This is a genomic window from Aeromonas tecta (genome assembly GCF_000820185.1).
GTDB lineage: Bacteria > Pseudomonadota > Gammaproteobacteria > Enterobacterales > Aeromonadaceae > Aeromonas > Aeromonas tecta.
In genome coordinates this window covers 714-20,904 of the sequence record NZ_CDCA01000020.1, presented here as the reverse complement: position 1 = coordinate 20,904, position 20,191 = coordinate 714, and the positions used below count along the sequence as shown (strand labels likewise).

The window sequence follows — 20,191 nt, the reverse complement described above, 5'->3', positions numbered from 1 at the left end:
GCTTATGCACAGTCTGGGTGGGCAACTTGCAAGGCGTGGATCTGGGATTTGTTTATAACTTGGCTTGAAATGCCAAGTTATTCATGAATGGGAGATTGCAGTCCTTGTTTGCTGCCACGGGGTGAATGTGGAACAATCTCTTTATAGATTCAGCCTTTATAAGGTGATCACGTGATTGATGGTGACGGATTTCGTCCCAATGTCGGCATCGTGATCTGTAACCGTGACGGACAAGTATTGTGGGCTAAGCGCTATGGGCAGCACTCCTGGCAGTTTCCGCAGGGGGGGGTTGATGATGGTGAGTCGCCGGAACAGGCCATGTATCGTGAGCTGTACGAGGAGATAGGCCTCAAGCCCGAGGATGTGACCATCTTGGCGACCAGCCGCAACTGGCTGAAGTACCGCTTACCCAAACGACTCGTTCGCTGGGACAGTTCACCGGTCTGTATTGGCCAAAAGCAAAAATGGTTTTTGTTACAGCTCGATCCGGGCAAAGAGTCCAGGATCCAGTTCGGTTGTCATGGTCACCCGGAGTTTGATGATTGGCGTTGGGTCAGCTTCTGGTACCCGGTTCGTCAGGTCGTCTCCTTCAAACGGGAAGTCTACCGTCGGGTGATGAAGGAGTTTGCCCCGCTGGCCATGCCGGTACCGGTGGTGCAGGTTAATCGAAAGGATGGGCGGCGCAACCGCTCTCGTTAAGGAGCACAGCTAGTTGCTGACGGAACTCAGACGAATCGTCGAAAGCATGGCCGAGGCCAATACCCTCGAGCAGGCCTTGCAGGCATTGGTGAGCCAGACCCGGCTCGCCATGACGGTGAACTGCTGCTCCGTTTATGTCGCCGAGCCCGAGATGCGCCGCTATCGCTTGGCGGCGACCGATGGTCTGGCCGAATCGGCGGTGGGCAAGGCCACACTGCCGTTCGAGCAGGGCATAGTCGGTCTGGTCGGTCAGCGGGAAGAGCTGATCAACCTGGCCGATGCCCCCTCCCACCCCAGTTTCAAGTTCTTACCAGATGTCGCCGAAGAGGCGTTTCGCTCCTTTCTGGGCGCCCCCATCATGCACCAGCGTCAGGTGGTGGGCGTGCTGGTCGTACAGCAGCGAGAGAGCCGGCTGTTCGATGAGGGGGAAGAGTCCTTCATGGTCACGCTGGCGGCCCAGCTGGCGGGGCGCATCGCCCAGGCCCAAGCCAAGGGCTGGTTGCAAAAGACCGACTGGAGCAAGCCGCTGCGCGGCATCGCCGGTGCCAGCGGTATCGCCATCGCCAAGGCCTGGGTGTGGCGCCCGCGCAAGGCACTCAATACCATCACCCCCCGTAAAGACGAAGAGCATGCCAAGCAGTTGGCGCGCCTCGAACTTGCGGTGGAGGAGGTGCGCCACGATCTGGAGAGCCTGGCGCTGCGCTTTCGCGAGAGCTACAGCCAGGATTCGGTCGCCATCTTCGACATCTACCTGCATCTGCTCGATGATCCCGGTTACATCAAGCCGATCCGCAACAAGGTCAGCAAGGAACACTGGACCGCAATTTCTGCGGTCAAGCTGATCAGCGATCGGCTGATAGAGCAGTTCAAGGGGATGAAGGATCCCTACCTGCGCGAGCGTTCCACCGATGTAAAAGACATTGCCCAGCGCCTCATCAGTCGGCTGGTGCAGGATGAGCCTGAGCAGCTCACCATCGGCGAGCCGGTGGTCCTGGTGGCCGACGAGGTGACTGCCACCATCCTTGCCGAGATCCCGCGCGAGTTCTTGAGCGGCGTGGTGTCGCTCAAGGGAGGTACCAACTCCCACGCCGCCATCCTGGCTCGTGCCATGGGGGTCGCGGCCATCATGGGGGTGGATCTGCCCCTTGGCGACATAGGCGGTCGCACCCTGGTGGTCGATGGCTACAGCGGCGATCTCTTCATCGAACCCAATCAGGTGATCCTGACCGAGTACCGGCAACTGCTCAATGAGGAGCGGGCGCTCGATACCCTGGTGCGCACCGTGGATCATCAGCCGTCCGAGACGGCCGACGGTACCAAGGTTTCCTTGTTGCTCAACGCGGGCCTCAGCGCCGATACCGAGATTTCTCTCAATCATCTGGCGGATGGGGTGGGGCTCTATCGCACCGAGATCCCCTTCATGCTGCAAGAGAGCTTCCCGTCGGAATGGGAGCAGACCGCCCGCTATCGCGGCATCCTGGAAACCTACCGGGACAGGCCGGTGTGCATGCGTACCCTGGACGTGGGGGGAGATAAACAACTGCCTTACTTCCCCATCGTAGAGGAAAATCCTTTCCTTGGTTGGCGGGGGATCCGGCTTACGCTGGATCACCCCGAGCTGTTTTTGGTGCAACTCAAGGCCATGCTGCGTGCCAGCGAAGGCCTGGACAACCTGGCGATCATGCTGCCGATGATCAGCAGCGTTGGTGAGATTAAAGCTTCGCGCCGGCTGCTGGATCAGGCCTGGCGAGAAGTGTCGGAGGAGGCGGCCAGTCGCGATGCGCTGATCCGCTACCCCAGCCTCGGGGTGATGATCGAAGTCCCTTCCGCCCTCTATATCCTGCCGGAGATGGCGCCACTCATCGACTTCTGGTCGGTGGGCAGCAACGATCTGACCCAGTATCTGCTGGCGGTGGATCGCAACAACGCCCGGGTCGCCAGCATCTATGACGCCTTCCATCCGGCGGTGATCCGCGCCCTGCAACTGCTGGTCGATGCCTCTCATCACTACCAGAAGCCGGTCTCGGTCTGTGGCGAGCTGGCCGGGGATCCGGTGGGGGTACTGCTGCTGCTGGCCATGGGTTATCGCCGTTTCAGCATGAATACCCACAACATCTCCCGCATCAAGTACGTGCTGCGCCAATCCAACCTCGGCGAGCTGACCGCATTGATGGCTGATGGCCTCAAACACGACAATCCCCATGTGCTGCGCGGCCTGTTTGCCCGTTATCTGGAAGAGCATGGCCTGGGTGGTTTGCTGCGGGCCGGCCACAAGACGAAATAGGCTGATTGATAATCATGCCTTGTCCCTGCTGACGAATGATCGGAAAATGCGGCTTTTCTTATGACAGAGGCCGCACGATGCAGCACGATGGATATTGGGTTTTCTCGCAGATTGATCCCGTAGCATTCAGTTTGGGACCACTATCGGTACGCTGGTATGGTCTCATGTACCTGTTTGGTTTCGCTTTTGCCATGTGGCTTGCGGGCCGTCGCGCCGATGCGCCAAACAGTGGCTGGACCCGTGAAGAGGTATCGGATCTGCTGTTTTACGGCTTCCTCGGGGTGATCCTGGGTGGCCGGATTGGCTACGTGCTGTTCTACAACTTCGATCTCTTCCTGGCAGACCCTCTCTATCTGTTCAAGATCTGGACCGGCGGCATGTCGTTCCACGGTGGCCTGATCGGGGTCATCACAGCCATGTGCTGGTTTGCCCACAAGACCAAGCGTCACTTCTTCACCGTGGCTGACTTCGTGGCACCGCTCATCCCGTTCGGGCTGGGGGTCGGCCGTATCGGTAACTTCATGAACGGCGAGCTGTGGGGCCGGGTCACCGACGTGCCCTGGGCCATCATCTTCCCGGAAGCGGGCCCGGAGCCGCGCCATCCCTCCCAGCTCTATCAGTTCGCCCTGGAAGGGGTAGTGCTGTTCATCATCCTCAACCTGTTCTGGCGCAAGAACCCGCCACGGGGCGCCATCTCCGGCATGTTCCTGCTGTTCTACGGCCTGTTCCGCTTCCTGGTGGAGTTCGTGCGCCAGCCGGACAGCCAGCTCGGTCTCTACTTCCAGGAGATCAGCATGGGCCAGATCCTCTCCACCCCGATGATCATCATCGGCGCCATCATGATCTGGGTTGCCTACAAGCGGCCGCAGCTGTTTGGTAATGCCGTGAAGGAGGCCAAGTAATGAAGGCCTACCTCGACCTTATGCAGAAGATCCTGGATGAGGGGACGGTCAAATCCGATCGTACCGGCACCGGGACTGTCTCGCTGTTCGGTCACCAGATGCGCTTCAATCTGGCCGAGGGTTTTCCGCTGGTCACCACCAAGAAGTGTCACCTGCGCTCCATCATTCACGAGCTGCTCTGGTTCCTCAATGGCGACACCAACACCGCCTATCTGAAGGAGCACGGCGTCAGCATCTGGGATGAGTGGGCCGATGAGCACGGCGATCTGGGCCCGGTCTACGGCGCCCAGTGGCGCTCCTGGCCGGCGGCCGATGGCACCGTCATCGACCAGATCCAGCGGGCAGTGGACGATATCAAGCACAATCCGGACTCGCGTCGCATCATCGTCTCTGCCTGGAACGTGGGCGAGCTGGACAAGATGGCGCTGGCACCCTGCCACGCCTTCTTCCAGTTCTACGTGGCGGACGGCAAGCTCTCCTGCCAGCTCTACCAGCGCAGCTGTGACGTCTTCCTCGGCCTGCCGTTCAACATCGCGAGCTATGCCCTGCTGACCCATATGATGGCCCAGCAGTGCAATCTGGCGGTGGGGGATTTCGTCTGGACCGGTGGCGATGTGCACCTCTATTCCAACCACATGGAGCAGACGGCGCTGCAACTCAGCCGCGAGCCACGGCCCTTGCCGCAGTTGGTGATCAAGCGCAAGCCGGAGTCCATCTTCGACTACCGCTTCGAGGACTTCGAGATCCAGGGCTACGATCCGCACCCGGCTATCAAGGCGCCGGTCGCGATCTGAGACAACATTGAGCGAGATGCGGCACGACGACGCTCATGTCGGCATTGAAGCATGACCCGATATCATCGGATGACAAGGCGCCTGCGGGCGCCTTTTTTATGCATCAAGCGACGATTTTATTCGTTTTTATGAATGGGAAAATCGCCCGTTTTGGGACGCTAGCAGCCTGCTTATAGCAGAGCGTGTTGATTTTGCCTTCGGTTTTTCCGTTGTTAATGGCAGTAAGAAACGATTTTTCATTGGTTGTAGTGAGCGATAGACTCAAATCAAAGCAATTTTATGGGTAACTTGACCATGAGCGACGTCATTAAAAAGTTTCTGAAGCTGGAGGCCGCCTCCGGAATAATTCTGATCATGGCCGCCATTCTGGCAATGATCATGGCCAACACCACACTGGCTGGCGGGTATCAGGCATTCCTGGATACCCCGGTACAAGTGCGCATCTCTGCCCTCGACATCAACAAGCCGCTGCTGCTCTGGATCAACGATGGCCTGATGGCGATCTTCTTCCTGCTGGTCGGGCTTGAGGTCAAACGCGAGATGCTGGAGGGGGCGCTCTCGACCCGGGTGCAGGCGACCTTCCCGGCCATCGCCGCGGTGGGCGGCATGCTGGCCCCGGCGCTGATCTACGCCTTCTTCAACTACGACGATGAAATCGCCCGCGCTGGCTGGGCCATTCCGGCCGCGACCGACATCGCCTTCGCCCTCGGGGTGATGGCGCTGCTGGGCAAGCGGGTGCCGGTCAGCCTCAAGGTGTTTCTGCTGGCGCTGGCCATCATGGACGATCTCGGGGTCATTATCATCATCGCCCTGTTCTACACCCAGCAGCTGTCGCTGACGGCGCTGGCGGTCGGTATCCTGGCGACCCTGACCCTGCTGTGGATGAACCGCCGTGGCGAAGACAGGATCGGCCTCTATATGCTGGTCGGGCTGGTGCTCTGGGTGGCGGTGCTGAAATCTGGCGTTCATGCGACCCTGGCCGGGGTGGTGGTGGGCTTCATGATCCCGCTCAACGGCAAGCGCTATGCCTCACCGCTCAAGCATCTGGAACATGTGCTGCATCCCTGGTGCGCCTACTTGATCCTGCCGCTGTTTGCCTTTGCCAACGCCGGGGTCTCTCTCGATGGCATAGGGCTCTCGTCCCTGCTGAGCCCGGTGCCCCTTGGCATCATGCTGGGGCTGTTCATCGGCAAGCCGCTTGGGGTGTTCACCATCAGCTGGCTGGCGGTGAAGCTGGGGATCGCCCAGCTACCGGGCGGGGTTAATTTCAAGCAAATCTTTGCCGTCAGCATTTTGTGTGGCATTGGCTTCACTATGTCGATGTTTATCGCATCGCTGGCGTTCGAGCATGGCGGATTGGACTACGGTAGTTACTCCCGTCTCGGGATCCTGGTGGGATCCTCGCTGGCGGCCGTGGTCGGCTATCTCGCCTTGCGGTTGTCGCTGCCCAACCGGGAGGCGGATCAAAGCACGGAGGGGTTATGAAAAAACGGGGATGGTTGCTAGTGCTGGCGAGCCCGGCGCTGTGGGCAAATAGTCTGGCAGAGTGCCAGCAGGATGCGGCCTCGGCCGGCTGCTCCGCCTATCTGAACGGGGTGGTTGACAGTGCCCTCATGCTGGGGGACAAACAGACCAAGGCCCAGTTCGGCGAGACCTTCACCGAACGGGCCCTGAGCAGCCGGGCCGGGGAGCGGGTCAAGAAGTCCAACAAGCGCTATTGCGGGGAGCGGATGCCCGATCCGGCCAGCCTGAAACGGGTGTTGCAAAAGCAGTTCGCCGCAAACAAGGTTGACTCGATCAGCGACATGTATGACATTCTGGCGGTTGAACTCAGCTGCTACCGGAGCCCGCCAGCCGCGGGGACCTCGTCGGATGTCACACCTTAATTACAATCATCTTTATTACTTTTGGATGACCCAGAAGAAGGGCTCCGTCACCCAGGCGGCGGAGGCCCTTTTTCTTACCCCCCAAACGGTCACCGGCCAGATCAAGCTGCTGGAGCAGCGCCTCGGTGGCAAGTTGCTGATCCGCAAGGGACGTTCCCTCGAGGCGACCGAACTCGGCCAACTGGTGTTTCGCTATGCCGACAAGATGTTCAGCCTCTCCTACGAGATGCTGGATATCGTCAACTATCGCAAGGATAGCCAGATCCTGTTCGACGTCGGCATCGCCGATGCGCTCTCCAAACGCCTCGCCAGCCGGGTGCTGTTGTCGGTCATCCCCAACGATGGCTCCATTCACCTGCGCTGCTTCGAATCGACCCACGAATTGCTGCTTGAGCAGCTGAGCGAGCACAAGCTCGACATGATCCTCTCCGATTGTCCGGTAGACTCCAGCCAGCATGCGGGCCTGCTCTCCAAGCGGCTCGGCGGCTGTGGCGTCAGCTTTTTCTGCAAGGCACCGCTGCCGGAGAAGGCCTTTCCGGCCTGTCTGGAGGAGCGCAAGTTGCTCATTCCGGGCCGTCGTACCGCCATGGGACGCCAGTTGACGCAGTGGTTCGAGCAGCAGGGCATCTCTCCCAGCATCCTGGGGGAGTTCGATGACGCCGCATTGATGAAGGCGTTTGGCTTCTTCAATCAGGGCATCTTCATGGCGCCGACCATCTACCGGGAAGAGATCCTGGAGGGGGAGGAGGTGATGCTGCTGGGAGAGACCCAGGATCTGATGGAGGAGTATTACGTCATCTTCGCCGAACGAATGATCCAACATCCTGCTGTGAAACGGGTCTGCGAGAGTGACTTCTCCTTCCTGTTCGCCGGTCAGGAGAATTTTGCCTCTATCCAGCCGGCGACCCTGTCGTTTTAAATCGCAGGGACTGGGGATATGATGCCGCTTTAGCGAGAGAGGGTCTGAGATGCAGCTGGAAGAGATGGCGGCGAATGCCGGGCGTGCGGTGACCCTGCTCAAGGCGTTGGCCAATGAGCGGCGTCTGTTCATTCTGTGTCAGTTGCTGGAGCGGGAGCTGTCGGTGGGGGAGCTCAACGAGCGGCTCGGTCTGAGCCAGTCGGCCCTGTCACAACACCTGGCGGTGCTTCGACGAGATGAGCTGGTAGCGACGCGAAAGGAAGCCCAGACGGTCCATTACTCGCTGCGCAGCCATGAGGTGCGCGAGATGATAGGCTTGCTGCACAAGCTTTACTGCAGTACAGATAAATAAAAAACCGGCACGAGGCCGGTTTTTTTAACTTTGATCAGCCGAAGCTGATTAAGCCATAGCTTTGATCTGGGCAGACAGGCGGCTCTTGTGACGAGCAGCTTTGTTCTTGTGGATCAGGCCTTTGGTAGCCATGCGATCCATGATCGGCTGAGCGGTAGCGAAAGCAGCAACGGCAGCAGCTTTGTCGCCAGAAGCGATGGCAGCAATTACTTTCTTCAGATAGGTACGGGTCATTGAACGACGGCTGGCGTTGTGTTGACGACGTTTCTCTGACTGAATCGCGCGCTTCTTAGCAGATTTGATATTAGCCAAGGTAAAACTCCTAAAACTGTCTTAGCGAGTGTATTGAAAAGGCCCGGAAATATGCCTTCTCAACCACAGATTGTCAAATGATTTGTGCAAATAAACACCGCCCCCCGGTGGTGTGTCTGATGGGAGGCGGTTAAACTGTCGGCCGATTCTACCAGCATTCTTTCCATTCTGACAGTTCCAGAGGCTTCGTCTTGAGTAAGAAATTGATCAAATCCGGCATGATAGTGTCCGCAATGACGCTGGCGTCCCGTGTGATGGGCCTGGTTCGCGATGTGGTCATCGCCAATCTGCTCGGCGCCGGGGTGGCTGCAGACGTCTTCTTCTTCGCCAACCGCATTCCCAACTTCCTGCGTCGCCTGTTCGCCGAAGGTGCCTTCAACCAGGCCTTCGTGCCGGTGATGACGGAGTACAAGAAAAAAGGTGACGAGCAGGAGGTCCGTGAGTTGCTGGCCGCCGTAGCCGGTACCCTCGGCGGCATCGTCACCATAGTGACCCTGCTCGGGGTGCTGGGCTCGGGCGTACTGACCGCCCTGTTTGGCTGGGGCTGGTTCTGGGACTGGTTGCACGGCGGCCCGGCGGCCGAGAAGTTCGAGCTGGCCAGCCTGATGCTCAAAATCACCTTCCCCTATCTCTGGTTCATCACCTTTACCGCCATGGCGGGGGCCATTCTCAACACCTTCGGCCGCTTCGCCGTCTCTTCCTTCACGCCGGTGTTTCTCAACCTCACCATGATTGGGGCGGCCTGGTGGATAGCCCCGCTGATGGAGCGGCCCGAGATTGCGCTGGCGATTGGTGTCTTCCTCGGCGGCCTAGTGCAGTTCCTGTTCCAGTATCCCTTCCTGCGCCAAATCAACATGCTGGTGTGGCCCAAGTGGGGTTGGCATCACCCTGGGGTGGTCAAGATCCGTACCCTGATGATCCCGGCGCTGTTTGGCGTCTCGGTCAGCCAGATCAACTTGTTGATCAACACCATGCTCGCCTCCTTCCTGGCGACCGGCGCCATCAGCTACCTCTATTACTCGGACAGGCTTTTGGAATTTCCGCTCGGCCTGTTTGCGGTCGCCATCAGCACCGTGATCCTGCCGGCCCTTGCCAAGAAGCATGTGGATGCGGAGCCGGTCGATTTTTCCCGCACCATGGATTGGGGGGTGCGCATGGTGATGTTGCTGGGCATGCCCGCCATGGTGGGCATTGCCGTGCTGCGTGAGCCTATCCTGCGGGTATTGTTCATGCGTGGCGAGTTCGGTCTGCATGAGGTGAGCATGTCCAGCGCCAGCCTGCTGGCGTCCACCACTGGCTTGCTCTCCCTGATGCTGATCAAGGTGCTGGCACCCGGCTACTACGCCCGGCAGGATACCAAGACCCCGGTGCGGATCGGGGTGATGTCCATGATTGCCAACATGGTGTGCAACCTCATCTTCATCTTCCCGCTGGGCTACGTGGGGCTGGCGTTGTCGACCGCCTGCTCCGGTACCCTAAACGCGGCCCTGCTGTTCAAGGGGCTCTATCAGCAGAATGTTTACCGGCCATCTCGTCATACCGGGATGTTCTGCCTCAAGCTGCTGGTCGCGACCCTGCTGATGGGGGGGCTGCTTGGCTACCTGTCACCGGATCTCGCCCAGTGGGGAGCCTGGAGCATGGGCAAGGCCAGTCTGGAGCTGACCATGCTGCTCTGTCTCGGTGGCGCCGTGTATGGCGTCACCCTGCTGGCACTCGGTATTCGGCCAAGAGATCTGAAATCGAGTCAGCAGCAGGAGTAACCTGTTGCGCTGTGGCAGATTGTATTTGGCAGCGTTCGGCTCTCGGTATTTGAGCAAGATACCTGAAATCAGGCCAGGAGGGCTGACCCTGCCTGCTGCCTGATATATAATCCGCCGATTTCCTGGCAGCAACGCACAAGGCACTGATGGAGCTTATTCGCGGCATTCACAATATCAAGCCCCGTCACCGGGGCTGTGTATTGACCATAGGCAACTTCGATGGGGTTCATCAGGGACACCATGCGGTGCTGGCCCGGTTGCAGGAAAAAGCTACCCAGCTGGGCCTGCCAGCCTGCATCATGCTGTTCGAGCCACAGCCGCTTGAGCTGTTTGCTGGCTCAGCTGCGCCCGCTCGCCTCAGCCGTTGGCGGGAGAAGTACGAAGCCCTCAAGGCCATGCAGATCGATCGCATGCTCTGCGTGCGTTTCACCCACCGCTTCGCCGAGCAGGCGGCCAGCACCTTCATCGAGCAACTGCTGGTGGAGAAGCTCGGCGTACATTACCTGGTGGTGGGGGACGACTTTCGCTTCGGCAAGGGGCGGGAAGGGGACTTCCAGCTACTGGAAGAGGCCGGGCGGCGCTTCGGCTTCGAGGTGATCAGCACCCAGAGCTTCCAGCTTTCCCGCCAGCGGGTCAGCAGCACGCTGGTGCGTGAGGCACTGGCGGCCGGCCGGATGGCGGAGGTGGAGCTGATGCTAGGCCGTCCTTACGCCATCAGCGGCCGGGTGGCTCACGGCGAGAAGCTGGGGCGTACCATAGGTTTTCCCACTGCCAATCTCGCCCTCAAACGGCAGGTGATCCCGGTCGGTGGCGTGTTCGCGGTGGAAGTGTTATGTTCCGGCAAGACCTTCCCCGGCGTTGCCAATGTGGGGGTACGCCCCACGGTGAGCGGTACACAAGCCAGATTGGAAGTACATCTATTTGATTTTTCTGGTGATCTATATGGTCAGCAGGTCAAGGTGCTGCTTCGCCACAAGCTGCGCGAAGAGCAGAAGTTTGCCTCTTTCACCGCCTTGAAAGAGCAGATCGAACGAGATGCCCTGGCGGCCCGAGCCTGGTTCGGGCTGCCACCATTCAATTTACCCAGCACTCTTTTAGAAAAGAAGGGAACCCAGGACTGATGAGCGACTATAAACACACCCTGAATCTGCCGGAAACCGAGTTTCCGATGCGTGGCGATCTGGCCAAACGCGAACCCAACATGCTGAAACGTTGGTACGATCAGGATCTTTACGGCGCCATTCGCCGCGCCAAAGCGGGCAAGCCTTCTTTCATTCTGCACGACGGCCCCCCCTATGCGAACGGCAGCATTCACATCGGTCACTCGGTCAACAAGATCCTCAAAGACATCATCATCAAGTCCAAGGGCCTCTCCGGTTTCGATTCTCCCTATGTACCGGGCTGGGATTGCCACGGTCTGCCTATCGAACTGAAGGTGGAAGGCATGGTCGGCAAGCCGGGCGAGAAGGTTTCCGCCGCCGAATTTCGCGCCGAGTGCCGTAAATATGCCAAGACCCAGATCGAAGCGCAGAAGACCGACTTCATCCGTCTGGGGGTGCTGGGTGACTGGGACAAGCCTTATCTGACCATGGACTTTGGCACCGAAGCGAACATCATTCGCTCCATGGCCAAGATCGTCGATAACGGCCACCTGCACAAAGGCTCCAAGCCGGTGCACTGGTGTACCGACTGTGGCTCCGCCCTGGCCGAGGCCGAGGTGGAGTACTACGACAAGAACTCCCCCTCCATCGACGTGCGCTTCAAGGTCGTCGACGAGGCGGCAGTGGCTGCCAAGTTTGACTGCCCGGAAGGTCACTTCGGTCGTGGCCCGCTCTCTGCCGTGATCTGGACTACCACTCCCTGGACTCTGCCAGCCAACCGTGCCATCGCCATGCACGCCGATCTGGATTACGCCCTGGTGCAGGTGGAAGGGGATAACCCCGAGCGCCTGATCCTGGCCGCCGAGCTGGTCAAAGACGTGATGGACAGAGCCGGTATCGAGAAGTACCACAACCTGGGTTATGCCAAGGGACATACCCTGGATCTGCTGCGCTTCAATCACCCCTTCTACCACTATGATGTGCCCGTGGTGCTGGGTGATCACGTCACCCTAGACGCCGGTACCGGTATCGTCCACACCGCCCCTGGTCACGGTCAGGAAGACTTCGTGGTCGGTCAGAAATACGGTCTGGAAGTGGCCAATCCGGTCGGTAGCAACGGTGTCTATCTGCCGGATACCGAACTGTTCGCCGGTCAGCACGTGTTCAAGGCCAACGCCTCCGTAGTCGAGGTGTTGACCGAGCGCGGCGCCCTGTTGCACCACAAGGTGTTCAACCACTCCTACCCGCACTGCTGGCGTCACAAGACCCCGATCATCTTCCGTGCCACCCCACAGTGGTTCATCAGCATGGAGCAGAATGGTCTGCGCAAGCGTGCCCTGGAAGAGATCGATCGCATCGAAACACAAGGCATTGCCGAACACGGCCAGAGTGGCTGGGTACCGGCATGGGGCAAGAACCGCATCCAGGCCATGGTTGAGAACCGCCCAGACTGGTGCATCTCCCGTCAACGTACCTGGGGCGTGCCCATCTCCCTGTTCGTGCACAAAGAGACTCAGCAGCTGCACCCGGAATCCGTGCGTCTGATGGAAGAAGTCGCCAAGCTGGTAGAACAGAAAGGCATCCAGGCCTGGTGGGATCTGGACAAGGCCGATCTGCTCGGTGCGGACGCCGACCTGTACGACAAGGTGCCGGATACCCTGGACGTCTGGTTCGACTCAGGTTCGACCCACTCCTCAGTGGTGGATGCCCGTCCCGAATTCAATGGCAAGTCGGCCGACATGTATCTGGAAGGCTCTGATCAGCACCGCGGCTGGTTCATGTCCTCCCTGATGATCGGCGTGGCCATGAAGAACAAGGCTCCCTACAACCAGGTGCTGACTCACGGCTTCACCGTGGATGGTCAGGGCCGCAAGATGTCCAAATCCATCGGCAACGTGGTCAGTCCCCAGGACGTGATGAACAAGCTGGGTGCCGACATCCTGCGTCTGTGGGTCGCCAGCACCGACTACACCGGTGAGATGACCGTCTCCGACGAGATCCTCAAGCGCAGCGCCGATGCCTATCGTCGTATCCGTAACACCGCCCGTTTCCTGCTGGCAAACCTGAACGGCTTCAATCCGGCGACCGACATGGTGGCACCTGCCGACATGGTGGTGGTGGATCGTTGGGCCGTGGGTCGTGCCAAGGCCGTACAGGCCGAGATCGTGACCGCGTTCGATGAGTACAACTTCCACGGCGTGACCCAGAAGCTGATGCAGTTCTGCTCCATCGAGATGGGTTCCTTCTACCTGGATGTGATCAAGGACCGCCAGTACACCGCCAAGGCAGACAGCCTGGCTCGTCGCTCCTGCCAGACCGCCCTGTATCACATCGCCGAGGCCATGGTGCGCTGGATGGCGCCAGTCATGAGCTTCACCGCCGACGAGATCTGGGCCCTGCTGCCGGGTGAGCGTGGTGAGTTCGTGTTCACCGAGGAGTGGTATGACGGCCTGTTCGGGCTGGATGCCGACGAGCAGATGGGCGATGCCTTCTGGGCCGAGATCCTGACCGTGCGTGCTGAGGTGAACAAGGCGCTGGAAGCGGCCCGTGGCGAGAAGCGCATTGGCGGCTCCCTGCAGGCCGAGCTGACCCTGTTTGCAAAGCCGAGCCTGGCTGCGCGCCTGAATGCCCTGAGCGATGAGCTGCGCTTCGTGCTGCTCACCTCCAAGGCCAAGGTTGTGGTCGCTGACAGTGCACCGGAAGGCGCTGTCGCCACCGAGCGTGACGATCTCTGGCTGAACGTGGCTCAGTCTGCCGCCGCCAAGTGCGACCGCTGCTGGCACCATGTGGAAGACGTGGGCACCATCGAGGGTCACGAAGAGATCTGTGGCCGCTGCGTCACCAACGTTGAGGGTGACGGCGAAACGCGTCAATTTGCCTGATGAACATGACTCGAGACATTCAAAAAACCGGCCTGCGTTGGCTGTGGCTGGCGGTGCTGGCCTTCGTACTGGACCAGGCGAGCAAGCTCGCCGTGGTCAAGCTGCTGCCGTTTGGCTACCCGGGGGTGGAGATCACCCCCTTCTTCAATCTGGTGCACGTCTACAACAAAGGCGCGGCGTTCAGCTTTCTGGCCGACCAAGGTGGCTGGCAGCGCTGGTTCTTCGCGGTGCTGGCGTTTGCCATCTGTGGCCTGCTGGCTCACTGGCTGCGCAAGCAGTCGGTCACCCAGCGCTGGAGCGGCATCGCCTACTCCTTGATCATTGGTGGGGCGCTCGGCAACGTGTTCGATCGGTTGGTGCTGGGCCATGTGGTCGATTTCCTCGACTTCTACTGGCAGCGCTCCCACTGGCCGGCGTTCAACCTGGCCGACAGCTTCATCTTCATCGGCGCCGCCATGATAGTGCTGGAAGGTTTTCGCAGTGAGAAGAAGAAGGAAGAGACAGCATGAGCCAGCCCATCAGCGCTGACAGCAGCGTGCTGTTTCATTTTGCCATCAAGCTGGAAGATGGCTCGGTCGCCGACAGCACTGCGCTGCACGGCAAACCGGCGCGCCTGCGGATGGGGGATGGCAGCCTGACCGACACCTTCGAGCAGTGCCTGCTGGGGCTGCAGCAGGGTGAGGCCAAGAGCTTCACGCTGACGCCGGAGCAGGCCTTCGGTCTCTCCAATCCCGATAACATTTATCATCTGGATCGTGCCAAGTTCGGCGCCGATATGGACCCCAAGGTCGGGACCATCATGGTGTTCGATCAGCCCAACGGTAGCGAGCTGCCCGGCATCATACGGGCGGTGGAGGGCATGTCGGTCACGGTCGATTTCAACCATCCCCTTGCCGGTCACACCGTCACTTTCGAGGTGGAGATCCTGGGAGTCGATGACGAGGATAAGGTGCTCTGATGGATATTCTGCTGGCAAATCCCCGCGGCTTTTGTGCCGGTGTCGACCGTGCCATCAGCATCGTCGAGAGCGCGCTGGAGAAGTTTGGCGCGCCCATCTATGTGCGCCATGAGGTGGTACACAACCGCTACGTGGTGAACAAGCTGAAAGAGGCGGGTGCCGTGTTCGTCGAGGAGCTGGATGAGGTACCGGACGACAGCATCGTCATCTTCTCCGCCCACGGTGTCGCCAAGGTGGTGCGTGAGATGGCGAAATCCCGTGCCCTCAAGGTATTCGACGCCACTTGCCCGCTGGTCACCAAGGTCCATATGGAAGTACATCGTGCCAGCCGCAAGGGATCGGAGGCGGTGCTCATCGGCCACGCCGGTCACCCCGAGGTGATCGGCACCATGGGGCAGTACGAGAATCGCGAAGGTGGCATGTATCTGGTAGAAACGCCGCAAGATGTGGTCAAGCTGCAGGTGAAGAATCCGGATGATCTCTGCTTCGTAACCCAGACTACTCTCAGCGTGGATGAGACCTCGGACGTCATCGACGCCCTGCGCAAACACTTCCCCAAGATCCAGGGGCCGCGCAAGGATGACATCTGCTACGCCACCCAGAACCGCCAGGATGCGGTGCGGGAGATGGCGGGGTTGGTGGATGCCATGTTGGTGGTCGGTTCGCGCAACTCTTCCAACTCCAACCGCCTGCGAGAGCTGGCCGAGAAGGTGGGTGCTCGCGCATATCTTATCGACGATGCTTCCATGATCGAACCAAGCTGGCTGGATGGAGTTGAGCGCATCGGTGTGACGGCTGGCGCCTCCGCCCCGGAAGTGCTGGTGCAGAACGTCATTGCCCGCTTGCGTGAGTTGGGGGGCAAGATAGTGACCGAACACCCGGGCCGTGAGGAGAACGTGGTGTTCGAGGTACCGCCCGAGCTTAGAATTATTTGAATATGGCCAGGATGGCCTAAGAATAAAGAGTGAAGTTTCTAATGCCGGATTTGTGGTTGCGACCAATCCGGCATTAGACTGTCAGGACTACCAGTCACCAAGGATGGGACATGATTGGGTTCTATCGAGGCTTTTCCCTCATCGAATTGATGATAGTCGTCGCAATTGTGGCGATTCTTGGCACCATTGCCTACCCCTCCTATCAGCGTTACCTGCTGGTCAGCCACCGTGTTGAAGCCAAAAAAATGCTGCTGGATGCCGCCAACAGACAAGAAACCTATTTTATGGACTTCAACCAGTACGCCCCTACTTCTTCGGCGCTGAATATATCCGATAACTCGGATACCGGTCTTTATCATCTGGTTATCTCCGCCGCCGGCAATACATTTACCCTGTTTGCAACGGCATCAGGAGCACAAGGTTCAGATAGTGACTGTGTCATCTTCTCTATCGACCAGAACGGGACCCGCAGTGCCACCCGGCTTGGCAATACCACCAACAACACTTGTTGGGACTGACCAATGAAACCCCATCGCTGCTTTAATCAAACCGGATTCAGCCTGCTGGAGGTGATGATAGCCGCAGTGGTGCTCTCCTTTGGCCTGCTGGGTCTTGTGGCCATGCAGGCGACGGCCAAGTTTTCCAGTTATGAAGCGCGCCAGCGCACTATTGCCAATTGGCTAGCCAACGATCTGGTTGAGCGTGCCCGGATCAACAAAGACAGCTGGTCAGCACAGGGGACCACTGTGATATCCGGTTCCTCTATACTGGCCCGGCCAAGTTGTGCCAGCAACGATGGCACCATGTCGGGTTGTAGTCGCAGCGATAGGCAAGCTATGGATCTCTACTATTGGCAGCGATCCCTGCTGGGAACCGCCGTTTCCGGTGCGGTCTCTTCCTTGCAAGCCCCCACCGGCTGTGTGATCCGTGGTGCAAACAACAGCCTGACGGTAGGCATTTTCTGGCGTGGCCGCGACTCCGTATCCGATGGCACCAATGCAGTATCTACGGTTCGTAATAGTTGCGGATTGAGTGCTGCGGCCGATCGACAGAGGCGTCAGTTCGTACTGACGACCACCTTATGAATACCCGCGGTTTCACCCTTATCGAGTGGTTGATAGCCATGGTGATTGGCTTGTTCCTGGTCAGTGGTGGGCTGAGTATCTTCGTGGCGTCCCGTGCCACCACAGAGGATACCTTCGATCAAAGCGAGTTGCAGGAGAACGGCCGGATTGCGATGCGGATGCTGACTCAGGATCTGAAATGGGCGGGTTTCTGGGGAGATTACACCGGCTCTCCCATGGCAACGGGGCAGGGGGTTACATTGAGTAGTGGGTCAACGGTCGCTGCATCAGATGATTGCTTGGACAATCTGGGGAGGGGCAGCTTGCCGCCCAATGTGGGGACAAACAGATCGCTTTGGGTAACACGGATTGATAACAGCAAGCTGATTGCCGCAAGTGCTTTGGCGTGTATTCCCGTCGCTTCGCGCATTGCCAACACCGACGTCATCAGCATCAAGCGGCTGATGGGTCGTCCTCTCGCCGATGCAAACGCTTCTGGAAACCGCTTCTACCTTGCCACGACAACCCAGGCAGCCCAGATGTTCAAGGGGGGAGAGACGATTCCGACGATAGCGACCATGCCGGCACGCCAGCTATGGGAATATCAACATGTCATTTATTATCTTTCCCCCAATGCGACTACTAATAGCCCCGAGCTGAGAAAGCGATACCTGACGGCCAACGCGGGCTCCGTCTTGATTGGTGGCGCGATGGCGGAAGGTATTGAACGGTTAAACATATTGTTTGGTGTTGACGATAGCTCGGTGCCTGATGGCGCCATCGATCGTTATGTTGCGACCAATAATGTCACCGAGCAAGAGTGGAGTGAGGGGCGTGTCGTCGCTGCCAGAGTCTTCGTGCTCGTACGTTCATTGCAAGTATCCAGCCGTTATGCCAACAACAATATCTATCAGGTTGGTGATATATCCGTTTCGGGCAATGGTGACGGTTTTCGTCGATTGTTATTGGAAACCAGCGTATCGCTGCGTAATCCGGCTGTAATTACCGGGGGGGGCTCATGAGAACTCAGCGTGGTGTAGCCTTGATAGTGGCCCTGATCATTCTGGTACCACTGACGCTTATCGCCGTGGTGGTGATGCAGTCGTCTGGGCAGGATCTCAAAATGGCGGGTTCAGCGGCAAGTTTTCGGCAGGCAGAACATCGGCTCGAAGGGATCATAGAAGCAGCCATACAGAGTAATAACTTCTCGACACTGATCGCCAATATGGGGGCCAGCGCGGCAATTAGCGTCAATAGCAGCAATGCCTCTGCCGCTGTAGCGCTCACGAACCGTACCGAAACTATCTGCAAGCGAAAGGTCGATGCCAGCAGCAACAATGTTATTCCGGTTTGTAAATATGTCGAGTTGCAGGCGAATGTGAATTATGGAAAATATTCCCGGCCCTTGAATTGGACTGCGGGTGTAGAACAACCACTGCTCACCAAATAGGAGCGAAGGATATGTGGTTACGTCAATTTGGAATGACACTCAGCTGGTTCGGTATGGTGCTGGCTGTGACTATGGTAAAAGCCGATGATACCGAGCTTTTTATCTATGACTTCAACAAAGCTGGGGATTTTAGGCCCAAGGTACTGCTGATCTTTGATAATTCAGGCAGTATGGCAGATACAATGCCTAATATTAAAGAAGCTTATAATTCGACAACCGTCTACCCTGCATTAAGTAAGGACCCTGATTCTGGAAATAGTAAGAAATACATCTATTTTTCCACCGACGGTAGCGTCCCAGCCATCGATAGCATCAAACGCTTCTCCGATAAGTTGAATGCTTGTGCTACTTCAAAAACACCGCTATCAAATATTGGCTATTTTCAATCCCAAGTTTGGAGTTATGAGATTAATAATGGTACCCCTCCAGGGCGAGGTCGTGGCGCCTGGTATTCCATCAGTGGGTATCAAGAAAGTAATATCAATTTAATTGATTGTAAACAGGACGTAACGGCTGCCAACTCGGCAAATCCATATACTGGAACATGGACAGTGGGCACCGGGTATCCGGTCGATAAAACCAGTAATAACCAAGGGTCATGGTTTTATACTGCGGCTACGAAAGATTCTGTCAATGCAAGTAATACAGCGATAACTCTATATTCTGCTAATTATCTTCGTTGGTACTATGGCCCAACAGGTTATTCTGTGCAGTCGAGGCTACGCATTGCCAAAGATGCGGTGAAAGGTCTGATTTCATCCACCCCTGGTGTCGACTTTGGTTTGGCAATTTTCAATCGGAATGATGACACAGATAACAATGGAGGGCGCATTGTCAGGGATATTCTTGGCAGTGAGGTAACGCTGAGCAACGGCAAGACCGGGGAGCAGGATCTGCTGGATCGAGTCGAGGCGCTGACAGCCAGTACCAATACCCCGCTTTGCGAGACACTGAGGGAGGCGTACCAGTTCTTCGGGGGTAAGGCCGTGGTCTATGGCCTGCAAGGTTCCCCAAGAGATACCACGGCCGAGAGTCCGACTGGCACCTATCAGGCCCCGTATGATAACTGCTCCAACAATGGTTATGTCATCTATATCACAGATGGTGAGCCGACTCAGGACACCTCATCAAACACGTTTGTGCAAGGGTTGATCAATACACTTTCGACCGATGAAAAGGCTGCTTATGGTTCGACCGTTGCCTATGGGTCAGGCAGCAATAGGTCAACCAGCTATCTTGCGGCACTTGCCGGTTATATGAAGCACAAGGATGTCAATTCCGTCTCTCCTGGCACCCAGACAGTGACCACCTTTACCGTAGGTTTTGGTGATGAAGCAGTCAGCGGTGCCGGGAATTTATTGGCCGAGACGGCTCGTCGTGGTGGTGGCGTATATTATCCGGCCACTGACTCATCTGCGCTAACTGACGCATTAAAATCCTCCTTGCTCGCTATTCTTAGGATAAATACCTCTTTGGTTTCTCCGGCGATTGCCAGCAATAACTTCGACCGTACCCGGAGCCTCAACAATATTTACTATGCCATGTTTGAACCGGATGATGGCCCGAGGTGGCGAGGCAACCTGAAGAAACTAATGTTCTCCCCCAAGGGTTATGTTGCCGATAGTCGCAACCTACCTGCCATCAAATTTGATGGGACCATACTCGATAGCGCCCAAACATACTGGTCATCGACCAGAGATGGCAACAAGGTGGCGGAAGGTGGTGCACAGGATATGCTGGCGGCAAAGAGCAATCGAAGTCTGTATGTCATCAACAATGCTCAAAATCGGTTGGATGTGCTGACGAAAGCCAATCTGGTGTCTCAGGCAGGTACGGAAGCGGCACTCATGACCTGGATGAAAGCCAGTGACACGACCGAGCTGGATCAGCTGAT

19 protein-coding genes and 1 pseudogene are annotated in these 20,191 nt (G+C 57.8%); 19 read left to right on the top strand and 1 reads right to left on the bottom strand.

The features are described from left to right. The first annotated feature begins 171 nt into the window (after positions 1-171). From rppH to BN1137_RS04730, 8 genes are all read left to right on the top strand, one after another. The gene (rppH, locus tag BN1137_RS04765) at positions 172-699 is read left to right on the top strand and encodes an RNA pyrophosphohydrolase (RefSeq protein ID WP_025325700.1); all 528 of its coding nucleotides are present in this window, start codon (positions 172-174) and stop codon (positions 697-699) included. A 13-nt stretch (positions 700-712) separates the two neighbouring features. Next, positions 713-2,983: a phosphoenolpyruvate--protein phosphotransferase gene (ptsP, locus tag BN1137_RS04760; RefSeq protein WP_050717505.1), complete on the top strand. Its 2,271-nt coding sequence runs from the start codon at positions 713-715 to the stop codon at positions 2,981-2,983. Between the two features lie 77 nt (positions 2,984-3,060). Continuing rightward, positions 3,061-3,885: a prolipoprotein diacylglyceryl transferase gene (gene lgt / locus BN1137_RS04755; RefSeq protein WP_050717504.1), complete on the top strand. Its 825-nt coding sequence runs from the start codon at positions 3,061-3,063 to the stop codon at positions 3,883-3,885. After that, positions 3,885-4,679, top strand: a complete 795-nt coding sequence (gene thyA / locus BN1137_RS04750) for a thymidylate synthase (protein ID WP_050717503.1) — start codon at positions 3,885-3,887, stop codon at positions 4,677-4,679. The genes lgt and thyA overlap by 1 nt, the downstream gene beginning before the upstream one ends. 294 nt (positions 4,680-4,973) lie before the next feature. Next, a complete protein-coding gene (gene nhaA / locus BN1137_RS04745; RefSeq protein ID WP_050717855.1) occupies positions 4,974-6,164 on the top strand; it encodes a Na+/H+ antiporter NhaA in 1,191 nt (396 codons plus the stop codon). Further along, positions 6,161-6,565 carry a Rossmann-fold NAD(P)-binding domain-containing protein gene (locus BN1137_RS04740; protein WP_050717502.1) on the top strand — a complete coding sequence of 135 codons (405 nt, stop codon included), beginning with the start codon at positions 6,161-6,163 and terminating at the stop codon, positions 6,563-6,565. Before nhaA ends, BN1137_RS04740 begins: the two co-directional genes overlap by 4 nt. Beyond that, positions 6,552-7,484: a transcriptional activator NhaR gene (nhaR, locus tag BN1137_RS04735; protein WP_050717501.1), complete on the top strand. Its 933-nt coding sequence runs from the start codon at positions 6,552-6,554 to the stop codon at positions 7,482-7,484. Before BN1137_RS04740 ends, nhaR begins: the two co-directional genes overlap by 14 nt. Positions 7,485-7,533: 49 nt before the next feature. Continuing rightward, a complete protein-coding gene (locus BN1137_RS04730) occupies positions 7,534-7,836 on the top strand; it encodes an ArsR/SmtB family transcription factor (protein ID WP_050717500.1) in 303 nt (100 codons plus the stop codon). A 48-nt stretch (positions 7,837-7,884) separates the two neighbouring features. On the opposite strand, the gene rpsT is transcribed toward BN1137_RS04730, so the two are convergent. Next, positions 7,885-8,148 carry a 30S ribosomal protein S20 gene (rpsT, locus tag BN1137_RS04725; RefSeq protein ID WP_005892298.1) on the bottom strand — a complete coding sequence of 88 codons (264 nt, stop codon included), beginning with the start codon at positions 8,146-8,148 and terminating at the stop codon, positions 7,885-7,887. Positions 8,149-8,339: 191 nt separating this feature from the next. On the opposite strand from rpsT, the gene murJ reads away from it, so the two are divergent. The 11 genes and pseudogenes from murJ to BN1137_RS22815 form a co-directional block, all read left to right on the top strand. Beyond that, positions 8,340-9,908, top strand: a complete 1,569-nt coding sequence (gene murJ, locus BN1137_RS04720) for a murein biosynthesis integral membrane protein MurJ (protein WP_050717499.1) — start codon at positions 8,340-8,342, stop codon at positions 9,906-9,908. 146 nt (positions 9,909-10,054) lie between these two features. Beyond that, on the top strand, positions 10,055-11,029 hold the full coding sequence (gene ribF / locus BN1137_RS04715; protein ID WP_050717498.1) for a bifunctional riboflavin kinase/FAD synthetase: 975 nt from the start codon (positions 10,055-10,057) through the stop codon (positions 11,027-11,029). After that, positions 11,029-13,890, top strand: a complete 2,862-nt coding sequence (ileS, locus tag BN1137_RS04710; protein WP_050717497.1) for an isoleucine--tRNA ligase — start codon at positions 11,029-11,031, stop codon at positions 13,888-13,890. Before ribF ends, ileS begins: the two co-directional genes overlap by 1 nt. Beyond that, the gene (gene lspA / locus BN1137_RS04705; protein ID WP_050717496.1) at positions 13,890-14,399 is read left to right on the top strand and encodes a signal peptidase II; all 510 of its coding nucleotides are present in this window, start codon (positions 13,890-13,892) and stop codon (positions 14,397-14,399) included. Before ileS ends, lspA begins: the two co-directional genes overlap by 1 nt. After that, on the top strand, positions 14,396-14,848 hold the full coding sequence (fkpB, locus tag BN1137_RS04700; protein ID WP_050717495.1) for an FKBP-type peptidyl-prolyl cis-trans isomerase: 453 nt from the start codon (positions 14,396-14,398) through the stop codon (positions 14,846-14,848). The genes lspA and fkpB overlap by 4 nt, the downstream gene beginning before the upstream one ends. Next, the gene (gene ispH, locus BN1137_RS04695; protein WP_050717494.1) at positions 14,848-15,783 is read left to right on the top strand and encodes a 4-hydroxy-3-methylbut-2-enyl diphosphate reductase; all 936 of its coding nucleotides are present in this window, start codon (positions 14,848-14,850) and stop codon (positions 15,781-15,783) included. Before fkpB ends, ispH begins: the two co-directional genes overlap by 1 nt. Before the next feature lie 110 nt (positions 15,784-15,893). Next, on the top strand, positions 15,894-16,301 hold the full coding sequence (gene tppA / locus BN1137_RS04690; protein ID WP_050717493.1) for a type IVa pilus pseudopilin TppA: 408 nt from the start codon (positions 15,894-15,896) through the stop codon (positions 16,299-16,301). Positions 16,302-16,304: 3 nt separating this feature from the next. Continuing rightward, a complete protein-coding gene (gene pilV, locus BN1137_RS04685) occupies positions 16,305-16,868 on the top strand; it encodes a type IV pilus modification protein PilV (protein ID WP_050717492.1) in 564 nt (187 codons plus the stop codon). Continuing rightward, a complete protein-coding gene (locus tag BN1137_RS04680) occupies positions 16,865-17,869 on the top strand; it encodes a PilW family protein (protein WP_083443362.1) in 1,005 nt (334 codons plus the stop codon). The genes pilV and BN1137_RS04680 overlap by 4 nt, the downstream gene beginning before the upstream one ends. Further along, positions 17,866-18,297 (top strand): type IVa pilus pseudopilin TppD, encoded by a 432-nt coding sequence (gene tppD, locus BN1137_RS04675; RefSeq protein WP_050717491.1) that lies wholly within the window; start codon positions 17,866-17,868, stop codon positions 18,295-18,297. Before BN1137_RS04680 ends, tppD begins: the two co-directional genes overlap by 4 nt. Positions 18,298-18,308: 11 nt before the next feature. Further along, positions 18,309-20,191, top strand: a pseudogene (locus BN1137_RS22815) (hypothetical protein); the annotation flags it as partial.